This window comes from Desulfuromonas acetoxidans DSM 684 (assembly GCF_000167355.1).
Classification (GTDB): Bacteria; Desulfobacterota; Desulfuromonadia; order Desulfuromonadales; family Desulfuromonadaceae; genus Desulfuromonas; species Desulfuromonas acetoxidans.
In genome coordinates, this window is sequence record NZ_AAEW02000015.1 from 61,621 (window position 1) to 86,908 (window position 25,288).

Below are 25,288 nucleotides of genomic sequence, written 5' to 3' on the forward strand. Positions count from 1 at the left end.
GATCCGCTGCTTTTATTTACCAGGGAAAGTGGAGAACAACACGCGGGATCGGAGGTGCCGGAAGTACGATGGTTGTCCGCTGGTCACGATAGCCCCTTTTATAAATGTTGCAGGTTGGTTGACGGTGATGACGGTATTCGGCCAGATGATGACGGCGGTGGTGCTTGTTATGGCGGCTGACTTTAACCGCATGTTTGCCAGGGTGGCGCTGGTGTTTCTGATAGCGTTGGTCATGGCCGTGATCGTATCGGGCATAATCACGATGGTGTGAATTATACGTTTGAACAACATGTGGGCGGTTGCGAGAGTCCTCATCGCGATGATGTTTGGCAAAACTGGTTGACGCCATTACAGTGAAGGTCAGGGCTAAGGTCATGAGTACGAAAACGATGCGTCGCATAAGTTCCTCCTTTTTGTCGGGTACGAGTGAGTGATCTGATTGCATTGCGTTGTGTTGCGCTTTTGAGTCAAGCCTAGCCCCGGCAAAACAGGTTTGCATTCGACATCGCGGCAAATCCGGGTCGATGTCGGGTCGCATTTCTATGATTTCAAGTGGTTATGTTTGGCTGGTTCCCAGGTTGATTTTGATAAAAACGTTGTTGGGCAGGAAAGAATTCTATGAAAATCGACGAATGTTATCTCAATTTTAAAGCCGTTCGCTCGCAAGGTGCAGGGGGACAGCATGTCAATAAAACATCGACGGCGATCATGTTGAGTGTTGATCTGAAGGATTGTGGTCTGCCGCCGGCGGTGGTGGAACGGCTGCTGGCTCGGCGCGACCGACGCATCGATCAGGATGGTGTATTGACCATTAAGGCGCAGAACTCACGCAGCCAGGAGCGCAATCGCCAGGAGGCGTTGCAGCGTTTGGAGGAGTTGCTTGAGGAGGCGAGTCGGACGGTCAAGAAACGGCGGCCGACCAAGCCCAGTGCTTCGGCCCGGCGTAAGCGGGTTGACAGTAAAAAGCATCGCAGCAGTATTAAGCAGTTGCGGGGGAAGGTTGATCCTTCCTGACGGATCTACTTCTCGCTACCGCTCAAACAGGTTGCCGACGACCATCGCGATGACGATTCTCTTCGTTCGGCACTGCTGAACGGGAGAGCTTGGTTGCTCAATAACACACGACTGCAGGGCGGGCACCGTCCCGTCCGTTTGATCGGTGCCACACCAGAGATAGAGCGCAACTTAAGATTGTTATCAACATTTTACGCCAAAGATGATGAGTTGCATGATTCGCCGACCAAAAGGGCGGCGAGCCGGATCTGCAAAGCATAGCGAAAACAGACACAGTGTCGGTTGATTTGAGGTTCAGGAGGTGTTCAGCCGGTTTTTGCATCTGTAGTGGTCTACTAAACTTGGACACCCACAAAGGTGGTAACATCCACCTAAACGAGAAAGGGGTCTAAGGACTATGGGAAGAAAAATATTCACAAATGAATTCAAGGTAGAATGTGCCAGCCTTGTTTTGGATCAGGGATACAGTGTCCCAGATGCTGCCCGAGTTATGGATGTTGGAGAAACGGCCATGCGTCGTTGGGTAAAGCAGCTCAAACAGGAACGAGCTGGGACGACACCGGAAACTCCAGCCCTTACAGAGGACAAAAAGCGTATCCAGGAACTCGAAGCCCATATTCGTCGTCTGGAGAAAGAGAAGCAAATCCTAAAAAAGGCTACCGCTCTCTTAATGTCGGAAGACAAGCTTCGTTTGAGTTGATCAGTACATTGAGAGAGCATGACTGCGTTTGTGTCCTTTGCCGTCTTTTTGATGTTTCGCGTTCTAGCTACTATGCCTATTTGAATCGTCGAGCTCATCCAGATACTGAACGCATCAAGTTACGTATTCGGATCAAGGAGTTGTTCAATAAAAGTCGTTATTCAGCTGGAAGCCGCAGTCTTACCAACATGTTACGCAGTGAAGGTATCACCATAGGACGTTTCAGAGTACGTCGTCTGATGCGTGAGGCGAGCTTATTCAGTAAACAACCTAAACCACGTTTGTACAGAATTGCCAAAGTAGAACATCCAAAGATTCCGAACCTGTTGAATCGGGATTTTGATGCGAAGAGGAAAAACCAGACATGGTGTAGTGATATTACCTATGTTCGAGTTGGAAAACGGTGGATTTATGTCGCTGCGGTATTAGATCTTTACACTCGGCGTGTTGTTGGGTTGAGCTTATCAGAAAACTGTGACGCACAACTTGCAGTTAACGCTATCAAAAGCGCTTATCGGACAAGGAAAAAGCCAACTGGGGTTTTGGTTCACACAGACCAGGGACAACAATATGGCAGTGATTTGTTCTGTCTCCAGCTTCGATGCTATCAGATGAAACAGAGCATGAGTCGGCGAGGAAATTGCTGGGATAATGCACCAATGGAGCGTTTGTTTCGCAGTTACAAAAGCGAATGGATGCCAAAAGGTGGCTATCAAACGTTTGCAGAAGCACAGCTCGACATAGAGCACTATTTTATGAACTATTACAACTGGAGCAGACCTCATCAAAGAAATAAAGGAATGGCTCCGGCTGTAGCGGAAAAAGAACTTATATCTGTGTCCAAAAATAGTTGACCACTACAATCCTTTTGAGCGGCCAGTCAAAAGGATGTCGCCTGCCGGGGCGAGTCCCGGCGACTTTGACTGTGATCTTGATCTTCAGTGGTTCGTAATACGAAACGAATCGCACCAGCGAACTTCATCCGTTCGCGATGTTGGTACCCACGTGACGCGGGCTTCCGCGCCCGCACTTCGGGGCACTTTTGCGTCGACAAAAGTACCGCAAAATCGACTCCCGTCATTGCACCCTCCGGGTTCCCTCTCTCCATTCTCTTACATCGCAATGTCGGCAAAACTCGCTACCGCTCAAACAGGTTGCCGACAACCATTGCGCTGACGTTCATTGCGTTCAGTGCTGCTGAACGGGAGGGCTTGGCTGCTAAATGACACTCTGCCGCAAGAGTGGGCACCGTCCCGCCTGTTTGATCGGGGCCACACCAGAGATAGAGCGCGACTTAAGATTGTTATCAACATTTTCCATCAAAGCTGATGAGACCCGACCAAAAGGGCGGCGAGCCGGATCTGCAAAGCATAGCGGAAACAGACACAGTGTCGGTTGATCCAGGGTCAGGAGGTGTTCAAGCTGGTTTTTGCATACTTTTGAGTGGCCAGTCAAAAGGATGTCGGCTGCCGGGACGAACCCCGGTGGTTTGACTCTGATCTTGACCTTTGTTTTTACAACTCAAAACCTATCAAACACCCCAACAAACGCTTCCCCCTTGATGTTCTCGGAACAGCACGGTATAACCCGTGATGAATTTATCCCCGTTCATGACGACCAGGAAAGATTAATCCAGCATGTTGCAACTTAAAGACGTTGAAGTCGATTTCTCCGGACGCAAAATTTTTGCCGGAGTCAACTGGCATATCCGCCCCGGAGCGCGTATCGGTCTGTGTGGCGAAAACGGTGCCGGCAAATCGACCCTGTTAAAACTGTTATGTGGCATCAACCACTGCGATAAAGGCGATGTAATCGTCGCCAAAGGGACCACCTTCGGTTATTTGCCTCAAGATGGCTTGAGCTACAAAGGAAAAAGCCTGTTCGAAGAGGTGCGCAGTGCCTGCGCCGAACTGTTGGAGATGTCCGAGGAGATCAGCCGCCTGGAGACGCAGATCTCCCAGGACGCTGACGAAAAATTGTTGGAGCGTTACGCCCACCTGCAGGATCTCTACAGCCAGCGCGGCGGATTTACCCTGGAAACCGATATCGCCAAGGTGCTCAATGGCCTCGGCTTTTGCGAAGACGATTGGCAGAAACCCTGCGAACAATTTTCCGGCGGCTGGCAGATGCGTATCGCTTTGGCGCGCCTGCTGCTGCAGCGCCCCAATTTGCTGCTGCTCGACGAACCCACCAACCATCTTGACTTGCCGGCACGCAACTGGCTGGAAAGCTATCTGTCCCAGTATCCGTTTTCTGTTGTGCTGGTGTCGCACGACCGCTTTTTTATGGATCAGGTGGTGGAGCGGATTGTCGAAGTGTGGAACGGTGCTCTGAGCGAATATCCCGGTAACTATTCCCTCTATCTGATTGAACGTGACCGTCGCGTCGCCGCTCTACGTGAGCAGAAACAACGTCAGGATGAAGAGATTGAACGCATTGAGGCGTTTATCAATCGCTTCCGCTACCAGGCCAACAAGGCCAGCCAGGTACAGAGCCGGGTGCGCCAACTGGAAAAGATCGAACGGATCCAGATCCCGCCGCAGCGCAAAAAGATCGCGTTTAAATTCCCTCAGCCGTCACGTGGCGGCAAGGATTTGCTTGTGCTGGAACAGGCTGGCCAGCGTTACGGTGACCATCAGGTGCTCAAAGACGTTGATTTGACTGTAACCCGTGGCGAGCGTGTGGCGCTGGTTGGAGCGAATGGCGCCGGCAAATCAACCCTGATGCGCTTGCTGGCCGGCAGTGAACAACCCAGTGAAGGGCAACGCATTGAAGGCCATAATCTCGAACTGGCCTATTTTGCTCAGGATCAAGCGGCGGTTCTCACACCGGAGCGAACCGTGCTGGAGGAGATTACTGCATCTTCACCGGTGGATATGGTGCCCCGTTTGCGCGATGTGCTCGGCACCTTTCTGTTCAGCGGTGATGATGTGCATAAGCGGGTCAAGGTGCTGTCCGGTGGCGAGCGCAACCGGCTGGCTTTGGCCATTTTGCTGTTGCGTCCGGCAAATCTGATGCTGCTCGATGAACCGACCAACCATCTTGACCTGCAATCCAAAGAAGTGTTGCTCGACGCCCTGAAAAGCTATACCGGTACCCTGGTGTTTGTTTCCCATGATCGCTATTTTGTCGATCAGCTGGCCAGTCGTATCATTGATGTATCCGGTGGTGGTATCAGTTCCCATCCCGGCAACTATGCGGACTTTCTTTCTGCCCGTCAGGCTGAAGGCTGTGATGACCATTCGGAACAGCGCGTTGAGCACCTGAACAGTGCAATCGCATCAGAGATTCCGGCTGCGACCAAGGAACAGCGAAAACAGGAACATGCTCAACGCAAGGAACAGCAAAAACAGCAGCGCAAGCTGGAAAAGCAGCTCCAACAGCTTGAAGCCGATATCGAAACCGCTGAAACGCATCAGGCTGATCTTGAACAGCAGTTGGCTGATCCCGAACTGTATCAGGATCAGGCCCAGTTTTCCCAACTCTCTGATCAGCATCGTGACCAGGCCGAAGCTTTGGAAGGGATGTATGAGCAATGGGAGAAACTTCAACATGACTTGACAACCCTGGCCGAGTGATGGATTCTTTCTAAATTCAACACGTTATTTATTGAGGTGAGACTATGCTCGTGCTTCCCCGCGGACGGGTGGTCAAAGAAGGGCTTGATCCCAAACGGCTGAAAATGCCCGATGCCCTGATCAAAATGTGCTCTAACGGATTCAGTGGTTATCTGTCTCTTGCCGGTGAAGATGATGCGGCGGTTCTGTGTTATGAGGCCGGTAAAATAGTCGCCGGGCTGTGGGGGATTGGTCAACGCCGTCTGACCGGAGTGGCGGCGTTAGAGCAGATGTTTCGCATGATTCAGGGCGATGATTGGGCGTGTCGTTTGGATATTTATCGTCTTGACGCCCGACTGGCAGCCCTTGTTCACAAAGCGTGTGAAGGTGAACCTGTCTTTGAAGCACAAGCCATGACTCTGCTGGATGTGGATCGGTTGATGGACTATATCGATCAGCACAAATTCAGTGGTGTGTTACGCCTTACTGTCGAATCTCAAGCGACCATGATTTTCTATCACGAAGGGGCGGAGCTGGGTTTTTTTCACGACACCCAATCCGAGCTGAGCTATCAGGCTGATATCAAGCATTCCATCGCCGCTCTCGAAGGCTGTCAACTGGATGTGATCCGTTTTGTTGAACAGTCGCAAGTCAATCAACTGTTAGCCGGACTGAATCTGGAAAAGACGTGGTTACAGATCTGGCGGGAGCTTAATTTATAGCAGCCACCCGATTGAAGCGGGATCTCTTAGTGAAAAGAGGCGGCATGTCATTCAGGCTATGCACCTCTTTTGAGGTGTGAGTTTTTAAAAAACAGGATGTTACCGTTGTGACATCCTGTTTTTTTGTTTCATGAATATCAATCTGTACATCGGGGTGATTCTACCGTTCTGAAGCATTCAGCTCTTCTCTGTCTGGTCTGCCGTTTTCTACCCACTTGTGGTCATCCCTCGTGCGACCTTTACGCTTATTTCGATGTCGAAAATCTTTACATTGTCTTCGGTAAAATCTATATGAATTTTCAGAAAAAGCTATCAACTGGATATTGCTAGCTTTTTTCTTGTTCCTTTTTTCCCGGGCTCTATTGGTATGATCTATGCTGTTCTTTTATCAATAAAACTCCTCGGTTTCACAAAGATGAACTGTACGATGAAGAAGGAGGTACAGCATGTTAAAAAGAGTTTTCGTGATTTTGAGCGTCCTTGTTTTGTCACTTTTTTCAGTGAATGCTTTTGCCTATGTGATGACTTGGGATTACACCGTGTCGTCTGTATTCATAGACAGTACATTTTCTGCAGGCAATGGTGATGCCCCCGTGATAACGGATACAAGTCTGTCTTGGGGCAACACCACGTTGCAGTATCCGATACAAAGCAGCCTGGTGCTTGATCCGGCCGTGGTTGTTGATAACGTGGACACCTATGTTGGTGGTGGCGCCGTTCCCAACATCAACAATTATTGGGCTCCAGACATTTCGATTACCCATAACAACTATGTTATTCCCGGCGATTCTATTTCGCTTTTGAGCACTGTTATCCATTCGACAGTGGCCTTGGCTCCAAATCCGTTTAATCCTTTTCCTGCAGCAACCTTTGACGTTGATATCGCTTTTTTCGAAACACCTAATGACGGGACTGATGAGAACGATGTTTTTGCTCTGCTCAGTGGTTTTCCAAACTTCAATTTTTCCTATGATAATGGTGATGGTGACGGTTTGGTGGATTATTTTGTCAATGTTTTCCCCAGTAATGGTGAGGTGCTATCCCTGCTGACTGGCCCCTATGCCGATTTCGTGGGTGTCGATGATAACACCACAATGGGCTTTACCACTGTTGAAGGGCAATCAACAACTTTGCCATTCGTGTTTACCATCTCAACCGAACCTTTGAATGTTGTCCCGGAGCCGGGGACATTTGTTCTGTTTGGTGGTGGATTGTTAGGTCTTATCTTCTATGCACGTCGTCGTAGACAGTAGCTTTTTTAGCCGGGGAGTTTGTTTTATCAAGGAAAAAGCTAACGATGAATGCTGGCACGTTCTGCTAATAATCTATTTGAGTGATACAAAACCAATACCCGCAATGCTTGTAACCCAGGCGTTGCGGGTATGTTATTTGGCCCTCAGGTCCACTGTCAGGTGAGGTGTTATGCAGCGCACTGCGTTGCTCAGAGCTCTGTACCTGATAAGTCTGAGGTTCAATTGTGTTGGAACGGCTATTTGTTAAGAAAACCGACGATTCTATCCTATGCTGAGTGTTTTTGTTGGGTAGAGGGAAAGGTGGCAAGGTCAGTGATTGAGCCAGAGAGCTAGGATGCAACACAGAGCAGACGTGTAAATTTTACCGACGCAAAGCCCGGTTAGATCACGTGATCGTTCATATCCTTTGGTTGCAAAAAAATCCTGTTCCGTCATGATTGGATGCAAGGTGCTTTCGACCCGTCCTTATCGGGAATCTGTTGATTGCACGTGTTATGATATGAGTTAAAAGAGGGGGGAGCGATGATGGGGGCTTTTTCTAAAAGCTGGCAACGAAGGGTATTGCTGTGGTGCTGTCTTTTATTTCTGGGGTTCAGCGTAGCCACGGTGTCAGCCCGTTGGGCCTGGGGCGACAGTGGCAATGATCTTGTCCTGACGCAACAACAGGCCAAAGAGATGACCTCACTGATGATGGCAGCCAGTCGCTTCAAAACCCTGGCGCAACAGGATTTTCCTCTCGCCATCATGACGTTTGCGGCAACACGTGGACTGGCCGAACTGCACGAAATTGATCAGACCTTGTGGAGTCCTGAGCAGTCGGTACCAGGTTGGGAGCTTTTTTTGAATGGGGCGATTCAACTGCATGTTCTGCAAACGTCTGACCGCCCAGTTGTCGGGTTCTACAATCCCTTTGATGACACTGTTCTGCTGACAGTGTGGCAATCACGCGATGACCTGTTTCAGATCGTTGGTGCAGAACTGGTGATGGGCGATTGGCTGCGGACGAACAGCTCTGGATTCGATCTGGTACCTCAATGGCTCCGACAAAAGGCCTTTTTACCGACTATGCTCGGGATGGAGGTCGCGACGACCACCTGTGCGTTTGAAGCTGTTTTTTCAAAAAAAAGGACCTCATGGCGCTCTGCTTTGCCGATACTCAAGCCTGAATCCGACAAATCTCTCAATTATCACAGTGTTACTCTGATGTTGAATGATCATCTCCTCAATGTCCTGCAGTTCAGAGTTCCCGCACCAGATAATCTCACGCTGAAAACTTGCCATAAACTGACTTTAGAGCTGCTTACCGTAGCAACGGCGGGGCAACTCGGCCGTCTACTTCCGTATGTGAATCTCACACTTCCCAATACCGTAAAACGCCTTGAGGTTCTGCCTCCGGAGTGGTTTCGCGGGCTTCGCACCAGTTATTATGTTGAAGGGGCGTCAGGATGTCAGGTGTTTTTGACCTCGGCTGAACAGGGGGGGGCGTGTCTGGTGCTGTCCTTTTCCGGGCATGACGATCGGTTGCGGTTACGCCGGGTTGATCTGGTTGATTATCAGTTTTTCTATCAAGAACACGCCATGCATAAAAAACACCTGAAAGAGGGGGCATGATGAGAGCTGTTGTTGTGCTGCACCTGATTGTTGTGTCTGCTCTTCTCGGTGCGTTCATGATCTCCAGTGGTTTTTGCTACAGCCATGATTTCAGAGCGATTCAGCACCATGAAGAACCGCCGTCTCGAGGTTTGTTGGAGTTTGAAATCCTGAAACGGCAGGAGCAGGAGCAAGCAGATCAACGAATCAAGGCGACCAGGAAAGCGATAGCGGATGGCGCGGAAACGGTCAACGCGGCCAGTGGCCCGGTGACCAATTCTGCGGGTGGGGTCAAGGATGCGCTGTTAAAAGAGCTGAGCAGAGCCAATCGCGGTCGGCAGATCAAGATCATCAAGCAGGTTTTCAAAACCGATAAGAAGGGTGCTGTTGAGATTTTGCAAAAGGGGGGCAAAAACTTCACCGCAGTCGCCGACAAACTGGACGCTCTGGATAAAGCCGGCACTCTGGCCTCCGTTGCCGGTGCGTTGTCCGGAGGAGATGTTGTCGGGGTTGCTGAGGCGGTTGGCAATGCCACTGCTTCCGGTGCTCTTGCCGGTGCCAGCGCTGCGGCTGGGGCCGCTGCCGGGGCAGAGGCCGGAACCTTTGTCGGTGCGCTTATTGGCGGGCCGGTCGGGGCACCGGTGGGCGCTGCTGTTGGCGCTACCACGGGTGCCGTCGTAGGCGCGATCGGTTCGTCTGTGGCGTACAACGAGTATATTGCGCCGAATGTGGAGAAAGTGGGCGATCATATTTCAAAACAGTATCAAGCCTGGCAGGAAGAGGGTGAAACGAAGCGTCGGCGCATCCGGACAGATTTTAATCTCGTTTATGGCCATGGTCATCTGTCTTCAACCGGGTACATCGACACGGATGAGCTCCATGAACAGGCGCAGCAAATTCGCGACCAACGCAATAGCGAGCGCATGGAACGCCATAAACAGCAGGTCCTTGATGAAATCAATTCAGTTAACGGTATGCTGATCGTGCCGGATGTTGCCGGTAAGAGCAAAAAGGATGCTGAAGGGCTCATTCGAGGAGCCGGATTTACCGCCAAGGTTGTTGAGGAACAGGCGGCCCCACGGCAGGAGTTGGTCGGTAAGGTTTACAGCCAGATGCCCAGTGCTAAAAGTGCTTATCCTGTCGGCTCATTTGTCACTGTGATTGCCCTGGTTTACAGTGAGATCACCATTGACATGCCCGGCGTCATCGGCTTGAAAGCCCAGAAAGCACGCGATGTCCTTGAAGCCGCCGGTCTGACGGTTGCGGCTCAGGTCGGAAAAGAGGCACCTGATCCGGACAGTGAATATAAGGTGTTTGCCCAGAAACCTGAGCCGGAGAAGCCTGTGGCTGTTGGACAGAGCGTGTCTTTATCGCTCTATGGACGTTATCAGGGCGAAACCGTTCCTGCTGTTGTGGGATTGGGCAAACTTGAAGCGACGTTACAGATGGAGGCTGCCGGGCTGCGGGTTACAACAGTGCCCGGTAATGCGGCGTTGTCGACGGACAAAGTAAGGACTGTCCAGAAACAAAGTCTGGTGGCTGGAAAGCCCGTTTCATCTCAAGGGGGAGATGTCGTCCTGACTTTGTTTGCTAGCTGTGAAAAAAGTGATCGATGCAAAACAAATCAACACGCCTTTTACGCAGCATATCAGGTCAAAAATTATGATCGTTGTCGCGAAATTCTCACTCAGTCTCAGGATTGTGCGTTTCATGACAGTGAATTGGCCGCGATAAACCAGCTTGAACGTCACAAGGAACAATCGCAGTTTTGTCAGGAACAATTGGTGGCCATGGACAGTGCTCTGCGTGTTTACAATTGGGACCGATTTAAAGGCATTCTGGCGCAGTCAAAAAGCTGCTCATTTTATGCCGATTATCTGGGCATGGCCACAGAAGTGGAAAAACGCGCAGAACAACGTAAGCAACAGCATGACCGCTTTCATGAGGGCATGGCGCAGATCTTTGGGTCAGCGGTTCATAGTGCTTTGAGCCAAAGCGTGTCTTCGCACAAGTCTAAAAATCCTTCAAAGGGTTCAAAAAATCGTTCTGGCTCGTATCGGACATACCAAGCTGACTCTCCTAATTATTTGGAGAGCTTGAGCCGGGATTGATTTTTTATTTTTTCAGAGGTTAATACGTTAACGGCCTAATTTTCTTGCATTGCTTTGGGCATATTTTTTGATTTTTTTATGGGTCCTCGTTTTTAATATGTCAAGCAGAGGTTGGCGGTAACGCGGATCACCGGAAGTACCGAGAATATTGCACAGCCAGGCCATGGCATCAATATGATGGCCATCGCGCAAGTTGGTGGTACAACCGGACAACAGCAGCTCTTTGACTTGGTCAAGTACGGCACGATTGTTTTTATACGTGGATTGATAAAGTTCCTTGGCAGCCCGTTGTTGTGTGCGGCCGTCGGTGGATTGTAATTGCTGTAGGTACTGTTGCGCTTGTTGCGGAATAGGATCAGGTGTCAGTTCGGCGACTTTTTGGCGGGCTTTTTCATGACCCTGGTCAGCCGCTTTTCGGTACCAGGTAAGAGCGTCTTGGCGACTTTCAGGGATGCCACCCAGGCCGGATTCATAGTAAAGACCTACAGAAAACTGGGCATAGCGATCGCCCTGTTCGGCAGCTTTTTTATACCACTGGTAAGCCTGGCGACGGTCTTTGGCCACGCCCCTGCCGTTAAATAATGCTGACGCGACCTGAAACTGGCTGTCGCCATGGCCCTGTTCTGCAGCTTTTAAGTACCAGTTGTACGCGGTGGTTGTATTACGGTTCACCCCTTTGCCTTCTTTATAGAGACGGCCAAGAGCGTAATAGGAAGGCAGGTCTTTTTGAGCTGCTGCCTTGCGGTACCAGGAGAGGGCTTGTCGATAGTCCTGTGCTACACCATGCCCCCAGTAATAGGCAGCTCCCATTTTGCGCATCCCTTTGACATCCCCTTGCTCGGCAGCTTTGCGATACCATTTTGTTCCTTCGCTCAGATCTTTTTCGATGCCCCAGCCGGAATAGTAATACAGTCCCAAATTGTATTGTGCGTCTTTAAGGTTTTGTAACGCTGCTTTGCGAATCCATGAGAATGCGAGTTGATGGTTCTTTTTCACACCTTTACCGGTTTGATAGAGGTGGCCGAGTCCGTTTTGTCCTCTGGGATGGCCTTGGTCGGCGGCCTTTTTAAACCACTCGAATGCCATGGTTGGGTCGCGCGGGACGCCAATTCCTTTGCTGTACAAAGACCCCATATTGGCTTGGGCGGGTGCGTAGCCCTGATTGGCGGATTTCTGAAACCATTGGGCGGCCAGGGCGGGATTTTTGGCGACATGTTTTGCGAAATAATAACAATAGCCGACTTTGAACTGCGCCTTGGCATGGCCAAGGTGTGCGGCTTGTGAAAAGAGATCAAAGGCTTTTGCCAAATCCTGTGTGATATCGTCGTTGCCCTCAAAGTACGCCAGCCCTTGTTGATAAAGGGTGTCAGCTTTTGTGTAGGACGGGTCTTCATGTTGTGGCTGAGGGGAGTTGACTGAGACGACTTGATCGACAAATGGGGTGCTCTTTGTGGCGCCGGTGGCGACAACGTGATCTGGAGTCGCTGTGGAAATAGTCCACGTTCCCTCCAGAGGAATTAACCCGATTCCGGGCACGGATTCAAAAACTGTGACCTTGTCGCCAAGTTGTGGCAGGAGTTTTTGTTCGAGGCTGATATGGATGGCATTGCCCGAGACGTTGGTTATTTTTCCCTTTAATTCCTCGCACTGCGCAGTTGGTTGCATTGTGATGATGAGCAGAATCACAACTCCGATCAGCGTTGAAAAGCGTTGCTTCATATTTTTGCCCCCCTTTTTTATAAAATGACAATTTATCTATTGAGGATAACAGGAAATAAAGGCAGCAAATAAAAGAATTTTATAGAAGATTAAACAGGTGTTGTCATGTCGGGAAAAGCAATTTGAACAGCGCAGACGTTAAAAAGCCCCTGAAATGTTGTCATGTCAGGGGCCTTGGTCGAAAAAATGAATTACGCTTGTGCAGGAGGAACCAGAACGATCTGGATGCGCCGATTCTGGGCGCGGCCTTCAGGCGTATCGTTGCTGGAGACGGGATGGAAGGGACCGTATGCGCCGATCTCCAGCTTTTCGCCGGGGATGCCGACCTCCCGTTGTAGAACGCGAACCACATTGGCGGCACGGGCAGCGGACAGCTCCCAGTTGCTGGGGAACTTGGCTTGCAGCGCCTTGCTGATGCCGAGGTTGTCGGTGTGGCCTTCGACGCGGATATCTTTGTCGTCAACCTCCTTGAGGATGTCACCCACTTGACGGATCACCTTAATCCCGGCCGGAGTGAGGTCCGCAGAACCGGATGGGAAGAGAATCTTTTCCACCAGGTTGACGGTCAGCTTGTCTTTGAGCTTGTTGATGGTGATCTCACCGCGCTCAATCTCCTGCTCCAGATTGGCCACCAGAGAGTTGTAGGTGTTGGCCATCTTGGCCAGACGTGCTTCGCGGGCAATGCGCTCACGTTCGAGTTCCTGTTCCAGTTGCTGTTTATTGTCGAGTAATTGCTGATAGCGTTGCTGTTGCTGTTCTTGCTGGGCTTCGAGTTCCTGTTGCTGTTGCTCAAGTGCGCTGAGTTGTTCCTGTTGCTGTTGGCTACGCGCTTGAAAGATGTTTTTCAGCCGGTCGATTTCGGCCATGGCTGCAATGTTCTGATCGTTAAGCGCCCTGTTTTGCGCCATGGCATCTTCAAGCTGCTGTTCCACGATGTCGTAACGAGCTTGCAGGTTGTTGAGCTTTTCGGTGGTGCCATATAGATCGGTCTGCAGCGTCTGGTTCTGATCCAATTGTTGCTGATAGGTGGCTTTTGATACGCAGCCGCTGGTTGACAGCAGTGCGAACAGGCCGATTATGGTCCAAAGAGAAACAGGTATCATGGTTTTTGATTTCACGAGTATCCTCCGGTGTTGTTTTGTTTAGCAATCCGCTTACATTTATCATATTCTGAGGGTTCCATCATCCTTTTTAGCGCCTTTGCTTGTCGGGTTTTACAATTGCGACAGATGGTGAAAGTGTGGTATAAAAACCGAATTTTCAATAAGTTATGGAGATTGTCTCGTGTTTGAAATTGATCGAATTATACAAATGGCCCTGACTGAGGATATTGGCTCCGGCGATATCACCACCTTATCCACGGTTCCCAAAGGCACACCGAGCCGTGCGCAATTGGTGGCCAAGGAGGATTTTGTTTTGGCAGGGATGGAGGTTGTCGAGCGCGTGTTTACGCTGTTGGATGGCACCGTTTCTTTTGAAGCGCTGAAGCAGGACGGCGAAAAGATTGCTCGTGGCGATGTGCTGGCCTGGATCAAGGGCGATGCCCATACTCTGCTGCAGGGTGAGCGGGTGGCGTTGAACCTGATGCAGCGTATGAGTGGTATTGCCAGCCACACGGCAGCATTTGTTGCGGCTGTGGCCGGAACCGATGCCATCATCGTCGATACCCGCAAAACCATGCCCGGGCTGCGAGTTTTGGACAAATACTCGGTACGTATGGGCGGAGGCCAGAACCATCGGACATCTCTCTATGACGGCGTACTGATCAAAGAAAACCATATTGCTGCGGCAGGTGGTATTACGGCGGCGATTGAAGGTGCGCGCAATCGGGCGCCTCATACGCTGAAAATTGAGGTGGAGACGGAATCGCTGCAAGATGTCCAGGAAGCTCTCGACGCTGGGGCTGACATCATCATGCTTGATAACATGAGTCTCGATATGCTGCGTGACGCCGTGGGTCTGATCGGTACGCGTGCCGTTACGGAAGCCTCGGGTGGTGTGAACCTCGATACGGTGACTGATATTGCTAAAACCGGCGTCAACCTGATCTCTGTCGGTGCTTTGACCCATTCGAGTTGCGCTGTCGATATCTCGATGTTGTTTGAATAGGGAGCAGTTGTGGCGGAACACACGATGCGTCAGCAGATTCTCGAGCAGTTTCTGGCCGATCCCGAGGTGATACTGTCTGGGGAGGATCTCAGTCAACGCCTTGGCATCAGTCGGGCGGCGGTATGGAAACATATTCGCCAGTTGCGTACTCTGGGCTATCAAATTGATGCGGTGCCGTCGCGTGGCTACCGTTTGACCACTCAGGCGGATCTGTTACTGCCCGCCGCTGTGCAGTCTGGTTTGGAAACCATCAGTATTGGCCACCGGGTTGAGTATTTTGCTGAAACGGATTCGACCAATCTGCGGGCCATGGAACTGGCCGAACAGGGTGCGCAAGAGGGCACCGTGGTCATTGCCGACTGCCAGAACGGTGGCCGTGGTCGCATGGGACGTCGCTGGAGTTCCCCGGCAGGTGTCAATCTGTACACGTCAATCATTTTACGACCGGACATGGCGCCGATTCAGGCTGCACAACTGACCTTTCTCTCTGCCGTTGCCACAGCCCGTGCTTTTGAAGCGGTAGCCGGGATTGAGGTGCAGGTGAAATGGCCCAACGATATCCTTGTCAATGGCTGTAAAATTGCCGGTTTGCTCAATGAACTCAGCGCTGAGACGGAAGGCGTGCATCACGTGGTGCTCGGTATTGGGGCCAACCTGAATATGAGCCGTGAGCAGTTTCCCGATGATCTGCGCCGTCCGGCTACTTCCGTGTTGTTGGAAACAGGACAAACCGTGAGTCGCGTGGCTTTTGCTCAGGAACTTTATCGCCAGTTGGACCGCCTCTATCCGCTGTACCAGCAGCAGGGTTTTGTGCCGATCAGGTTGGCCTGGGAGGCGTTGTTTTATTTGCAGGGCCACAAGGTTGAGGTTGATTGTGGGGCGGATGTTTTTACCGGTATGGTCGCCGGTCTAGCTGACGATGGTGCATTGCTACTGGATCTGGAGCAGGGCGGGCAACAGGTTATTTATGCCGGTGACGTGAGCGTTGCCGATTGAGTAGAGACTCCGTCGGTAGATGCTGTCGACGGTATGAAGGAGAACGATGACCATGTTATTGGTGGTTGATGTTGGAAATACCAATACGGTGCTTGGTCTGTATCAGGAGCAGCAGCTTCTGCACAGTTGGCGCATCCGTACCGATAAATCGCGCACCGATGATGAGTACGCCATGCTGCTCAACGACCTGCTGACCTTCAAGGAGTTGCAATTGTCCATGGTTAAGGCGGTGATCGTCTCCTGTGTGGTCCCGCCCATGCTGGATGCCCTGACACGAATGTGTCGCAGTTATCTCAATACTGAAGCTTACGTGGTCGGACCGGGGCTGAAAACCGGTATGGCCATTAAATACGATAATCCCAAAGAGGTGGGGGCGGATCGGATTGTCAATGCTGTCGCCGCTTACGCCAAGTTCAAGCGTAGTCTCATTGTGGTCGATTTCGGTACCGCAACAACGTTTGATTACATTTGTGATAAGGGGGAATATCAGGGTGGTGCGATTGCTCCGGGTTTGGGGATTTCCGCCGATGCCTTGCATGAGCATGCCAGTAAACTGCCGCGTGTTGAAATCAGTCGACCGCCGCTGGTAGTGGCAAAAAATACTGTCAATAGCATTCAATCAGGCTTGTTATTCGGTTATGCGGGGCTGGTTGATGGCATTGTCCAACGCATGAGGCAGGAGGTGGGCGGCGATCCTCTGGTTGTTGCCACCGGTGGTTTGGCTGAGCGGATAGCCGAGGCTTCAGAAACCATTGATGAGGTGGATGGTCTGTTGACGTTGGATGGTCTGCTGCTCATTTATCAACTGAATCAGAATAACTGAAGAGTTTTGGTCGGTTGCTCCATCATAGACGTATGACTACTTAAACATGAGGTAGAGACGAACTGAATAGTTACAATTATTTAACGACCGTTTTAATTTCCGAAAAAGCGTGTAAACTCAAGAATGTGTACCTGTCTTGTAGTCTTTGTGATGTCATCCTCTAACCGCTGTCATGAAAGGGGTAATCATGGGAAAGTACGACACTGCGAACTTGAGAAACTTGGGAATTGTGGCTCATGGAGGGGCGGGAAAGACCTCCCTGGTTGAGGCGATGCTGTTTAACACCGGCATGACCGATCGTCTGGGGAAGGTCGATGACGGTAGCTCCACCATGGATTTTGAACCCGAGGAAATTAAACGTCAGATCACCATCAGTTCCAGCCTTAATCATTGCGAATGGCAAAATCACAGCCTTCACCTCGTTGACACTCCCGGTTATTCCAACTTTCTTCATGGTACGCGCAATTGCCTGCGCATTCTTGGCGGTGGGATTCTGATCGTTTCCGCGATCTCCGGCGTCAAAGCCCAAACACAAAAAATCTGGGGATGGAGTCAGGAATTTGAAGTTCCGCTCATCGCCTTTGTCAATAAAATGGATCGTGAACGCGCCGACTTTTTGCGCGCTGTTGACGATATGGAAAAAATGCTCGGCAGCCGTGGCGTTCTGGTCAACATGCCCATCGGCCAGGAAGCTGATTTTCGTGGCATCATCGACCTGGTGACCATGAAAGCCCGGATTTTTCAGTTTGATGAAAAGGGCACCTACAACGAAGAGGAGATCCCTGCCGAATATCTGGATGAGGCTCAACGCCTGCGCACTGTGCTGCTTGAGGCGGTTGCCGATGCCGACGATGCTCTGATGGAGAAATATCTCGAAGAGGAAGATCTTTCGATTGAGGAGATTCTTCACGGCTTGCGCGAAGGGACTCTGACCGGTGTGTTTACCCCGGTACTGTGTGGGAGTGCTACGGCCAATATCGGCGTGCGTCAGTTGCTCGACTATGTGGTGCACTGTCTGCCGTCACCTTTGGATAAAGGGGTGCAGATGGGGACCGTGCCCGGCAGCGAAGAGATTGTTGAACGCCAGCCCAGTGAAGACGATCCGTTTTCAGCGATGGTGTTTAAAACCTTCAACGATCCATTTACCGGCAAGCTGTCGTTGTTCCGGGTGTATTCCGGGGTGCTGAATTCCGATTCAAGCGTGTACAATTCCACCAAGGAGGAGACAGAGCGGATTGGCCAGCTCTATCAACTGGAGGGGAAAAAGCAGGTCGCGATTGATCAGGCCGTGGCCGGTGATATTGTCGCTGTGGCCAAACTCAAAGCGACGGCAACCGGCGATACCCTGTGCCAGGAAGATCAACCGATCATTTATGAAAGTCTGTTGCAGCTTCAGCCGGTGATCTCTTTTGCGATCAAGGCGTGCAGTAAAAGCGATGAAGATAAGATCAATACCGGTTTACAGCGCTTGATCGAGGAAGATCCCACCCTGAAGATCTCCCGTGATGAACAGACCCATGAGATGATTCTGTCCGGTATGGGGCAGGTGCATATTGAAGTGGCCGTTGAAAAGCTCAAGCGTAAGTATGGTGTCGATGTTGAATTGGAGCTGCCCAAAGTGCCGTATCGTGAAACCATCAAAGGCAACACCAAGCTGCAGAATAAATATAAGAAGCAATCCGGCGGGCGTGGGCAGTATGCTGATGTCTGGCTTGAGATTGAGCCGTTGCATGCCGGCGGCGGTTATGAGTTTGTCGATAAGATCGTCGGTGGCGTGGTGCCGCGTCAGTATATTCCTGCGGTGAGTAAAGGGATAGAAGAAGCCATGGGTAAGGGCACTCTCGGTGGCTATCCGGTCGTTGATGTCAAAGTGACCCTGTATGATGGTTCTCACCACTCGGTGGATTCCTCGGAGATGGCGTTTAAAATTGCCGGATCCATGGGGTTCAAAAAAGGGATGGAGCAAGCCCGACCCGTGTTGCTCGAACCGGTGATGAAGATGGAAGTTGTGGTGCCGGACGACTGCGTCGGCGATGTGATTGGTGACATGAACTCCCGGCGTGGCAAAGTGCTTGGTGTCGAACCGCAGGCGGGCAGCCAGGCTGTGGCGGTGCAGGTCCCCATGGCCGAAGTGTTGCGCTATGCGCCGGAGCTGCGTTCCATGACGTCAGACCGTGGTTTATTTACCATGGAGTTCTCCCACTATGAGGAAGTTCCTTCCCATTTAACCGCCAAGATATTGGCTGCACGCAATGATGCATAAAGGATAAGATTTGACAGAACACCCCGCACAAAAAACCGAACGACTTCAGGTCTCTGCTGAAGTCGTTCGATTACTTTCCCCGGAAACACCGCACAGCGTCAAATTGAAAGCTGCCCGTGGTGGCTTGCAGTTGTCGATCATTGACCAGGTTCATGCCCAGTTATTACTGTACTCACAGGGCAACGCGGAATTAAAAAATGCCGCAATGGAGGCATTGAAAAATAGTTCCAACAACGCTCTGAAACCTGTTTTGGAAGACCCCCATCAGCATCCGAAAGTCCTCGACTTTCTGGCTAAAGTAAGAATGCATGATCTTGGCACATTGATTTTGATCCGAACCAATCCAGCCGTGGAAAACAGTACTTGGAAATATGTGTTCAGACACTGTAACTACGAGGTGCTGGATTATTTTTGTGATGATAAATTTGTCCGAAATTTTCCGCGCGACGTGTGTGAAGCGATTCTTGACAACAACCAAGCCAGTAAGCAGATGAAAGAGCTGTTGGCAGTCCCTGCTCAAAAGGTTGAGGACAAAGCTGATGAAGACCTAGACGATTCAGATTCGGAAGAATCTGTCGAAGAGGAAGATTACAGCGACGATTTTGAAGAGACCAGAAATGTGACCAAACAGCAGATGGTTCTCGAGCTGGATATTTCCGAAAAAATCAAATACGCCATGACCGGTGACAAGGAGTGGCGCACCATTTTGATCAAAGACAGCAACAAACTGGTCAGTGGTGCCGTGTTGAAAAATCCACGTATTACCGAGGGCGAGGTGTTGTTTCAGGCTCAGAACCGCAGTGCCAGTGAAGAGATCATCCGCCTGATCCTTCTCGAACGGGAGTGGATGAAAAATTATGGTATTCGCCATGCTCTGGTCATACATCCTCGCACCCCTGTGTCGACTGCGATGCGTCTGCTTAATACGTTGCATGAGAAGGATATCCAAAAACTGGCTAAAAGCCGCAATGTTTCCTCTGCTATCACCAATGCCTGCCGCCGCATGTTAGCAACTAAAAAACGGTGATATTTTTTTCCATATCAGGTGTATTTTAATCGACCGTTTTTTTGGTTTGACTGAACTTGACCCCTATGTTATTCAGGAAAACCCCTTAATCTATTGATGTTTGTTGGAAATAAACTCCTGTTTGCTGTGGCGGAACAGGGCTATTTTGGAAGGAAAGTTTTTTATGTCTGAAGCTCTGCATTTTACTGTTGGAGGATTGGTTGAAGAGATGGCGCGTCGTTTTCCTGAAAACGATGCTCTGGTCTACCCTGATCGCAATTTACGCTATAACTATGCGCAATTCAATGCGTTATGTGACCGGGTCGCCCGTGGTTTGTTGTCCATGGGAGTGAAAAAAGGTGACCATTTGTCGATCTGGGCAACCAATGTTCCTGAGTGGGTGATTTTGCAGTTTGCTTCGGCCAAAATTGGTGCTGTTCTGGTCACTGTTAACACCAGCTACCGCTCTGCTGAGCTTGAATATATCCTTGAGCAGTCGGATTCAACAACGTTGTTTCTGGTCCAGGGGTTCAAAGATACCGATTACGTCGACACGGTTTATGACGTGGTGCCAGAAGTGAAATCATCCGCCGTCGGTGAACTGAACAGCGAAAAATTGCCTTTCCTGAAAAATGTCGTGTTTATTGGTGAAGAAACCCCGGCCGGCATGACGAATTTCAGTGATCTTGAAGGCTTGGCGGATCAGGTGTCAGAGCAGCAGCTTGATGCGGTGAAGGCCACCCTCGATGAGCATGAAGTGATTAACATGCAGTACACCTCCGGAACGACTGGCTTTCCGAAAGGGGTAATGCTGACGCACCACAATATTGTCAATAACGGTTTCAATATCGGTGAGTGTATGCGTTTTACCGAAAAGGACCGGTTGTGTATCCCGGTGCCTTTTTTCCACTGCTTTGGCTGTGTGCTTGGTGTCATGGCCTGTGTGACCCATGGCTCAACAATGGTTCCGGTGGAAACATTTGTTCCCGAGGAGGTCCTTAAGACCATTGAAATGGAAAAATGTACGGCAGTTCATGGTGTCCCGACCATGTTTATCGCCGAGCTGGAACATCCGAATTTCGGCAAATACGATCTGAGTACATTGCGTAGTGGCATCATGGCTGGATCCCCCTGTCCGATTGAGGTGATGAAGCGGGTTATTCGTGACATGAATGCATCAGAGATTACCATTGCCTACGGTCAGACTGAGGCTTCCCCCGTCATCACCCAGACCCGTACCGATGATCCGATTGAATTACGGGTTTCTACGGTAGGGCGTGCGTTACCTGATGTTGAAGTGAAAATTGTCGATATCGAAACCGGTGAAGCCCTGCCTGCTGGAAAACAAGGCGAATTGTGTACTCGCGGTTATCTGGTCATGAAGGGCTATTATAAAATGCCTGAGGCCACGGCTTTGGCCATTGATGAAGACAACTGGTTACATACCGGTGACCTGGCGGTGATGGATGAAAACGGCTATTGTAAGATTACCGGTCGCATCAAAAACATGATCATTCGCGGTGGTGAAAACATCTATCCGCGTGAAATCGAAGAATTTCTCTACACCCATCCGGCAGTTTCCGATGTTCAGGTCTATGGTGTTCCTGACCGCAAGTACGGTGAGCAGGTCATGGCCGCGATCAAGATCAAGGACGGTGTGTCATTGACTGAGGATGAAGTGAAGACATTTTGTACCGGTCGTATCGCCAACTACAAGATTCCTCGCTATATCAAGTTTGTTGATGAGTATCCGATGACGGCCAGCGGTAAAATTCAAAAATTCAAGCTGCGTGAGATGGCGATTAAGGATCTGCATCTTGAAGATGACGAAGGTGTTGAGACAGCTTAATGTATTCTGACGATTGGAAAACGCCACAGGATGAACTGCTTCGCCGCTGTCAGGTGTTTCAACGCCACTTGACCGCGCAGCAGATTGACATGGCCATTATTGTTCAAAATGCCGATCTGTTTTACCTGACCGGTTCCATTCAGCAGGGGATGTTATTCGTCCCCTGTTCGGGGGAGCCGGTTTATTGTGTCCGTCGTGATCTGGACCGAGCACGTCTTGAGTCAGCGTTGTCCCAGGTGGTTGCTGCTCCAAGTCCGCGCCAACTGGCCGACTTTGTCCGCGAGCAATTCGGTATGACTCCCGAGACTTTGGGGTTTGAACTGGATGTTTTGCCGGTCACTTTTTATGAACGATTAAAACGTTCCTTTGCCGAGGTGGCGGTCAAAGACGTTACGCCTTTGTTGCGACGCGTGCGTATGATCAAGTCGCCCTTTGAATTGGGGCGAATGCGCAAGGCTGCGGATCAGTTGGCTGTAGTGTATGAAGCGGCTAAAAATACACTTCGCGAAGGGATCAGTGAACTGGAATTGTCTGCCCACCTTGAGTTGGCGGCCCGCCTGGCCGGGCATCAGGGTATGACTCGTATGCGGGCGTTCAATGGTGAGTTTTATGGCGGTCATGTGCTGTCTGGCGCTGCCGGGGCCCATCCGACGTTTTGCGATACACCGTTAGGTGGTACCGGCCTGACACCTGCGGTTGCTCAAGGTGCCGGACAACGGGTGATTCAAGCCAATGAGCCGGTGATTATTGACTTTCTTGGGGCGTATCAGGGCTATCTCTGTGATCAGACACGGACCCTGTGCCTTGGCGGTTTAGCGGATGAATTGCGGCAGGGCTATGAGGATATGGTGGAAATTCTCTGGCACATGGAGAAGATTGCCAGGCCGGGTGTGTCCTGGGGGCATATCTATGATTCCTGCCTGGCTCTGGCGTGTGAGATGGGGCACAAGGACGCCTTTATGGGCAGTGCGGGAGCCCAAGTTGGTTTTATCGGACATGGCATTGGTACCGAGATCGATGAATTTCCGTTTATTGCGAAAGGATTCAATGACGATCTGCTTGAAGAGGGGATGACTTTTGCCTTTGAACCGAAGCTGGTTTATCCCGAACTTGGTGCACTTGGTATTGAAAACACCTATCTGGTTACGGCTGACGGTGTCGAGGTCCTGACACGTTGTCCGGAAGAGCTTGCTGTCGTGTAACTCACACAAAGATCAGAACTGCGGGCACAGCCAGACAAGTAAAACACAGTGCAGTCGCCCGTAACATTTGTCGTGTTCCCAGTGCCGCGACCATGCCCAGTTTGAACATCAGGTTAGCCAACATGGCAATAAGGATACTGTTGGCTGCCTGAACCTGTTCCAGATCGCCCATCACTGATAAACGGGCGTTTGTCAGCGTGATGGCATCCACATCGGTAAAGCCGGAAATAAATGCCACCAGATAAACCCCTTGGGTCCCCAGATGTTGTTTGGCAAATGAAACCGCCAGCAACACTCCCGCATAAAGCAATCCAAACAGTAACGCTTGAGAGAGTTCGGCCGGATTGCGGCTTTCCATATGCAGGGCGTCCTCGCACGTGCTGTGACGCCAGTAAAAAACAATAGGAACCAAGCCGCCAATGAACATACCGCCCATCGGCAACCACAGATGTTGCATTAACTCCGGATTGATCAGATAGATAAACGCGGTGATACGCACCAGAACAACGGTGGACGCCAAAGCGACCACGATGGTTGCGGTTCGGGAGATATTCCTGATAGATGAGGACTGGCGGCTGAAGGTCAGGGTGGTCGCGGTACTGGAAACGATGCCCCCGAGGATACCAAGAACCGGGCTGCCCCAGCGCTGCCCAACCAGTTTCAAGGTGATGTAGCCGACTAGGTTAATCGCACTGATCAATACCACCATCAGCCAGATATTGTAAGGGTTCAGAGCCGCATAGGGGCCGAAGTTCTGATTCGGCAATACCGGTAAAATAATGAACGCCACCAGAATGAACTGAAAAATGGCGTATAGGTCACGCTGTTGCAGGCGGCGGGAAAAAGCGTGCATCTGCGGCTTGAAATACAGAATCAGGGTTGTGGCCAGACTTAGGCTGATGGAGGTCACGGTGTGCCCCAATGTCAGCAGGATGCCGACCAGATAGGCAATGAGCATGGCGATTGCCGTGGTCATCCCGGACGATGTGTGTTGTTTAAGGCGCACAATATGGCCCATCATCCCCTGAGCGGCAATGGTGGCCAGGCCAACCACCATGATCCATTCGCCACCGGATTCTGCAGAAATATTGCCGCACAGGCTGCCGAACAGAGTCACCAGGATAAAAGTGCGCAATCCGGCAAAGCCGCTTTCGCTGCGTTCGCGTTCCAAGCCCATCAGAGCGCCGAGCAGCAACGCCAGGGTGTAGGTTTCCAGTGGCTGAAGCGACGAGCTTTCCAGTGTGATCATCATAACTTACAGCATAGCCGATTTTGTTGATGATGCCAGTGAGCAGGTGATAACGGATCTGTTTTCGTTGGTGTTTTTCTCTTCAGGTTAAAAATAACGACCGACTTGAAACATAACTGAGTTGATGCCGTGATTATCGCGGTGCAGTTCACCATTGGACACATGATGTAGACGTGCTGAGACAAACCAGCGCTGACCGTTTAAAGAGGAAAATTCACCGCCGATACCGAGTAGTGGGTTGAAGTTGATACGCAGGCCCTGATCTTCAATCTGATAGTCGGTGTAGATCAGACCGATACCAGCTTCAATAAATGGCCTTAGCCCACAGCAGGTCAGCGGCTCCAGAGGATAGACCGCCAGCATGTTGGCGCTGATGATGGCCCGACAATGTGGCGTTGAGGCCAGTCCCGCAGCTCCTTCGAGTTTGAATTTTAGCTTTTGCGGGGCACGATGTGCCCAGATTTGAGCATAATTCCATTCCGCACTCAGACCCAGTTGACCAAACTGAATTTCATTGCCGGGAGAATAGCTGTTAGCCAGATTGGCGGTGGCGGCCCAATGAGCCTTGTTCCACACGCTTTCTTCAGCCTGCGACAGGGACGGGAGTGAGAGGAGCGCCAACAACACCAGAGTTACCGATACGCGGGTCACAGTGTTCTCCTTATGATGGCTTACAGGTTAAAATCGGCAGCCATGCGCCAGCCTTGTTCCGTTTTGATCAGTTTAAATTTCTCATGATGGGGAATCCGGTCTCCCGCTTTGAACTGACCGTACTTCATCAGTTGTGTCAGCAGTTCCATACCGGAGCCGAATGCTGCCAGCGGGTTGTCGTTGCTGGCGCGGTTGAGTTCTGCCGATAACTCTTCGAGTCCTTTCCGGAAGACCAAGTCGTATTCCACTTCGGCAATGTAGGTTTGCTTGTCAACACTGAGACCGTTGACCTTGTGGAAGTTTTCCAGACTGAAAATCTTTTCGTTGTTATGACTCAGGACTTGTTTGGCCACCTGGATCTGGATCTCCGCATCCGTGGGCACGGACTGACAGCCACCGAGGCCAAGCATGGCAAGCAGCAGAATCGATAATGAGATGAGGCTACGCATGGGACTCTCCACACTGATGAGTAGC

Annotated in this window: 20 protein-coding genes; 14 read left to right on the plus strand and 6 right to left on the minus strand. The window is 50.8% G+C overall.

The genetic code is table 11. From position 1 onward, the window contains the following. Nucleotides 1-16 precede the first annotated feature (16 nt). Nucleotides 17-400 (minus strand): hypothetical protein, encoded by a 384-nt coding sequence (locus DACE_RS12525; RefSeq protein WP_040367354.1) that lies wholly within the window; start codon nucleotides 398-400, stop codon nucleotides 17-19. A 218-nt stretch (nucleotides 401-618) separates the two neighbouring features. Between DACE_RS12525 and arfB the strand changes: the two genes are divergently transcribed. The 7 genes from arfB (at nucleotide 619) to DACE_RS17480 (ending at nucleotide 10,947) form a co-directional block, all read left to right on the plus strand. Next, a complete protein-coding gene (gene arfB / locus DACE_RS12530; protein ID WP_006001819.1) occupies nucleotides 619-1,014 on the plus strand; it encodes an alternative ribosome rescue aminoacyl-tRNA hydrolase ArfB in 396 nt (131 codons plus the stop codon). 397 nt (nucleotides 1,015-1,411) lie between these two features. After that, nucleotides 1,412-2,568 (plus strand): IS3-like element ISDac1 family transposase gene (locus DACE_RS17950; protein ID WP_155809012.1). Its coding sequence is split into 2 segments (ribosomal slippage): nucleotides 1,412-1,661 and nucleotides 1,661-2,568, totalling 1,158 coding nucleotides; the frame shifts between segments, so codons are not numbered across the junction. Between the two features lie 783 nt (nucleotides 2,569-3,351). Next, the gene (locus tag DACE_RS12545; RefSeq protein ID WP_006001821.1) at nucleotides 3,352-5,292 is read left to right on the plus strand and encodes an ABC-F family ATP-binding cassette domain-containing protein; all 1,941 of its coding nucleotides are present in this window, start codon (nucleotides 3,352-3,354) and stop codon (nucleotides 5,290-5,292) included. 44 nt (nucleotides 5,293-5,336) lie between these two features. Further along, nucleotides 5,337-5,993, plus strand: coding sequence for a hypothetical protein (locus tag DACE_RS12550; RefSeq protein WP_006001823.1), 657 nt, complete (start codon nucleotides 5,337-5,339; stop codon nucleotides 5,991-5,993). A 446-nt stretch (nucleotides 5,994-6,439) separates the two neighbouring features. Next, nucleotides 6,440-7,246, plus strand: coding sequence for a THxN family PEP-CTERM protein (locus tag DACE_RS12555; protein ID WP_006001824.1), 807 nt, complete (start codon nucleotides 6,440-6,442; stop codon nucleotides 7,244-7,246). Between the two features lie 522 nt (nucleotides 7,247-7,768). After that, nucleotides 7,769-8,857: a hypothetical protein gene (locus DACE_RS12560; RefSeq protein ID WP_006001826.1), complete on the plus strand. Its 1,089-nt coding sequence runs from the start codon at nucleotides 7,769-7,771 to the stop codon at nucleotides 8,855-8,857. Continuing rightward, nucleotides 8,854-10,947 (plus strand): PASTA domain-containing protein, encoded by a 2,094-nt coding sequence (locus DACE_RS17480; protein WP_155809122.1) that lies wholly within the window; start codon nucleotides 8,854-8,856, stop codon nucleotides 10,945-10,947. The genes DACE_RS12560 and DACE_RS17480 overlap by 4 nt, the downstream gene beginning before the upstream one ends. Before the next feature lie 27 nt (nucleotides 10,948-10,974). Here the strand turns inward: DACE_RS17480 and DACE_RS17485 are convergent, their stop codons facing one another. After that, nucleotides 10,975-12,666, minus strand: coding sequence for a tetratricopeptide repeat protein (locus tag DACE_RS17485; RefSeq protein ID WP_006001830.1), 1,692 nt, complete (start codon nucleotides 12,664-12,666; stop codon nucleotides 10,975-10,977). Nucleotides 12,667-12,857: 191 nt separating this feature from the next. Next, complete coding sequence (locus tag DACE_RS12575) at nucleotides 12,858-13,784, minus strand: OmpA/MotB family protein (protein WP_050770025.1); 927 nt, start codon at nucleotides 13,782-13,784, stop codon at nucleotides 12,858-12,860. Between the two features lie 166 nt (nucleotides 13,785-13,950). On the opposite strand from DACE_RS12575, the gene nadC reads away from it, so the two are divergent. From nadC to DACE_RS12610, 7 genes are all read left to right on the plus strand, one after another. Next, entirely contained in the window at nucleotides 13,951-14,775 is an 825-nt protein-coding gene (gene nadC / locus DACE_RS12580; protein ID WP_006001834.1) for a carboxylating nicotinate-nucleotide diphosphorylase, read from the plus strand. Between the two features lie 9 nt (nucleotides 14,776-14,784). Beyond that, nucleotides 14,785-15,771 carry a biotin--[acetyl-CoA-carboxylase] ligase gene (locus tag DACE_RS12585; protein ID WP_006001835.1) on the plus strand — a complete coding sequence of 329 codons (987 nt, stop codon included), beginning with the start codon at nucleotides 14,785-14,787 and terminating at the stop codon, nucleotides 15,769-15,771. 52 nt (nucleotides 15,772-15,823) lie between these two features. Continuing rightward, complete coding sequence (locus DACE_RS12590; RefSeq protein ID WP_040367397.1) at nucleotides 15,824-16,594, plus strand: type III pantothenate kinase; 771 nt, start codon at nucleotides 15,824-15,826, stop codon at nucleotides 16,592-16,594. A gap of 187 nt (nucleotides 16,595-16,781) precedes the next feature. Next, nucleotides 16,782-18,857 (plus strand): elongation factor G, encoded by a 2,076-nt coding sequence (gene fusA, locus DACE_RS12595; RefSeq protein WP_006001839.1) that lies wholly within the window; start codon nucleotides 16,782-16,784, stop codon nucleotides 18,855-18,857. Between the two features lie 10 nt (nucleotides 18,858-18,867). Beyond that, the gene (locus DACE_RS17490; protein ID WP_006001841.1) at nucleotides 18,868-19,884 is read left to right on the plus strand and encodes a hypothetical protein; all 1,017 of its coding nucleotides are present in this window, start codon (nucleotides 18,868-18,870) and stop codon (nucleotides 19,882-19,884) included. A gap of 163 nt (nucleotides 19,885-20,047) precedes the next feature. Beyond that, nucleotides 20,048-21,712 (plus strand): AMP-binding protein, encoded by a 1,665-nt coding sequence (locus DACE_RS12605; protein ID WP_006001843.1) that lies wholly within the window; start codon nucleotides 20,048-20,050, stop codon nucleotides 21,710-21,712. Then, a complete protein-coding gene (locus DACE_RS12610) occupies nucleotides 21,712-22,914 on the plus strand; it encodes a M24 family metallopeptidase (protein WP_006001845.1) in 1,203 nt (400 codons plus the stop codon). The genes DACE_RS12605 and DACE_RS12610 overlap by 1 nt, the downstream gene beginning before the upstream one ends. A 1-nt stretch (nucleotide 22,915) precedes the next feature. Here the strand turns inward: DACE_RS12610 and DACE_RS12615 are convergent, their stop codons facing one another. From DACE_RS12615 to DACE_RS12625, 3 genes are all read right to left on the minus strand, one after another. Then, complete coding sequence (locus DACE_RS12615) at nucleotides 22,916-24,166, minus strand: MgtC/SapB family protein (RefSeq protein ID WP_006001847.1); 1,251 nt, start codon at nucleotides 24,164-24,166, stop codon at nucleotides 22,916-22,918. Nucleotides 24,167-24,250: 84 nt separating this feature from the next. Beyond that, nucleotides 24,251-24,814: an acyloxyacyl hydrolase gene (locus tag DACE_RS12620; RefSeq protein WP_006001849.1), complete on the minus strand. Its 564-nt coding sequence runs from the start codon at nucleotides 24,812-24,814 to the stop codon at nucleotides 24,251-24,253. A gap of 20 nt (nucleotides 24,815-24,834) precedes the next feature. Beyond that, entirely contained in the window at nucleotides 24,835-25,263 is a 429-nt protein-coding gene (locus DACE_RS12625) for a hypothetical protein (protein ID WP_006001851.1), read from the minus strand. Nucleotides 25,264-25,288 lie beyond the last annotated feature (25 nt).

Coding starts and splice junctions, on each gene's coding strand:
- DACE_RS17485 (WP_006001830.1), bottom strand. CDS start 12,666: ATGAAGCAACGCTTTTCAACGCTGATCGGAGTTGTGATTCTGCTCATC.
- DACE_RS12550 (WP_006001823.1), top strand. CDS start 5,337: ATGCTCGTGCTTCCCCGCGGACGGGTGGTCAAAGAAGGGCTTGATCCC.
- DACE_RS12545 (WP_006001821.1), top strand. CDS start 3,352: ATGTTGCAACTTAAAGACGTTGAAGTCGATTTCTCCGGACGCAAAATT.
- DACE_RS17480 (WP_155809122.1), top strand. CDS start 8,854: ATGATGAGAGCTGTTGTTGTGCTGCACCTGATTGTTGTGTCTGCTCTT.
- DACE_RS12590 (WP_040367397.1), top strand. CDS start 15,824: ATGTTATTGGTGGTTGATGTTGGAAATACCAATACGGTGCTTGGTCTG.
- DACE_RS12525 (WP_040367354.1), bottom strand. CDS start 400: ATGCGACGCATCGTTTTCGTACTCATGACCTTAGCCCTGACCTTCACT.
- arfB (WP_006001819.1), top strand. CDS start 619: ATGAAAATCGACGAATGTTATCTCAATTTTAAAGCCGTTCGCTCGCAA.
- DACE_RS12625 (WP_006001851.1), bottom strand. CDS start 25,263: ATGCGTAGCCTCATCTCATTATCGATTCTGCTGCTTGCCATGCTTGGC.
- DACE_RS12615 (WP_006001847.1), bottom strand. CDS start 24,166: ATGATGATCACACTGGAAAGCTCGTCGCTTCAGCCACTGGAAACCTAC.
- DACE_RS12605 (WP_006001843.1), top strand. CDS start 20,048: ATGTCTGAAGCTCTGCATTTTACTGTTGGAGGATTGGTTGAAGAGATG.
- DACE_RS12610 (WP_006001845.1), top strand. CDS start 21,712: ATGTATTCTGACGATTGGAAAACGCCACAGGATGAACTGCTTCGCCGC.
- DACE_RS12560 (WP_006001826.1), top strand. CDS start 7,769: ATGATGGGGGCTTTTTCTAAAAGCTGGCAACGAAGGGTATTGCTGTGG.
- fusA (WP_006001839.1), top strand. CDS start 16,782: ATGGGAAAGTACGACACTGCGAACTTGAGAAACTTGGGAATTGTGGCT.
- DACE_RS12555 (WP_006001824.1), top strand. CDS start 6,440: ATGTTAAAAAGAGTTTTCGTGATTTTGAGCGTCCTTGTTTTGTCACTT.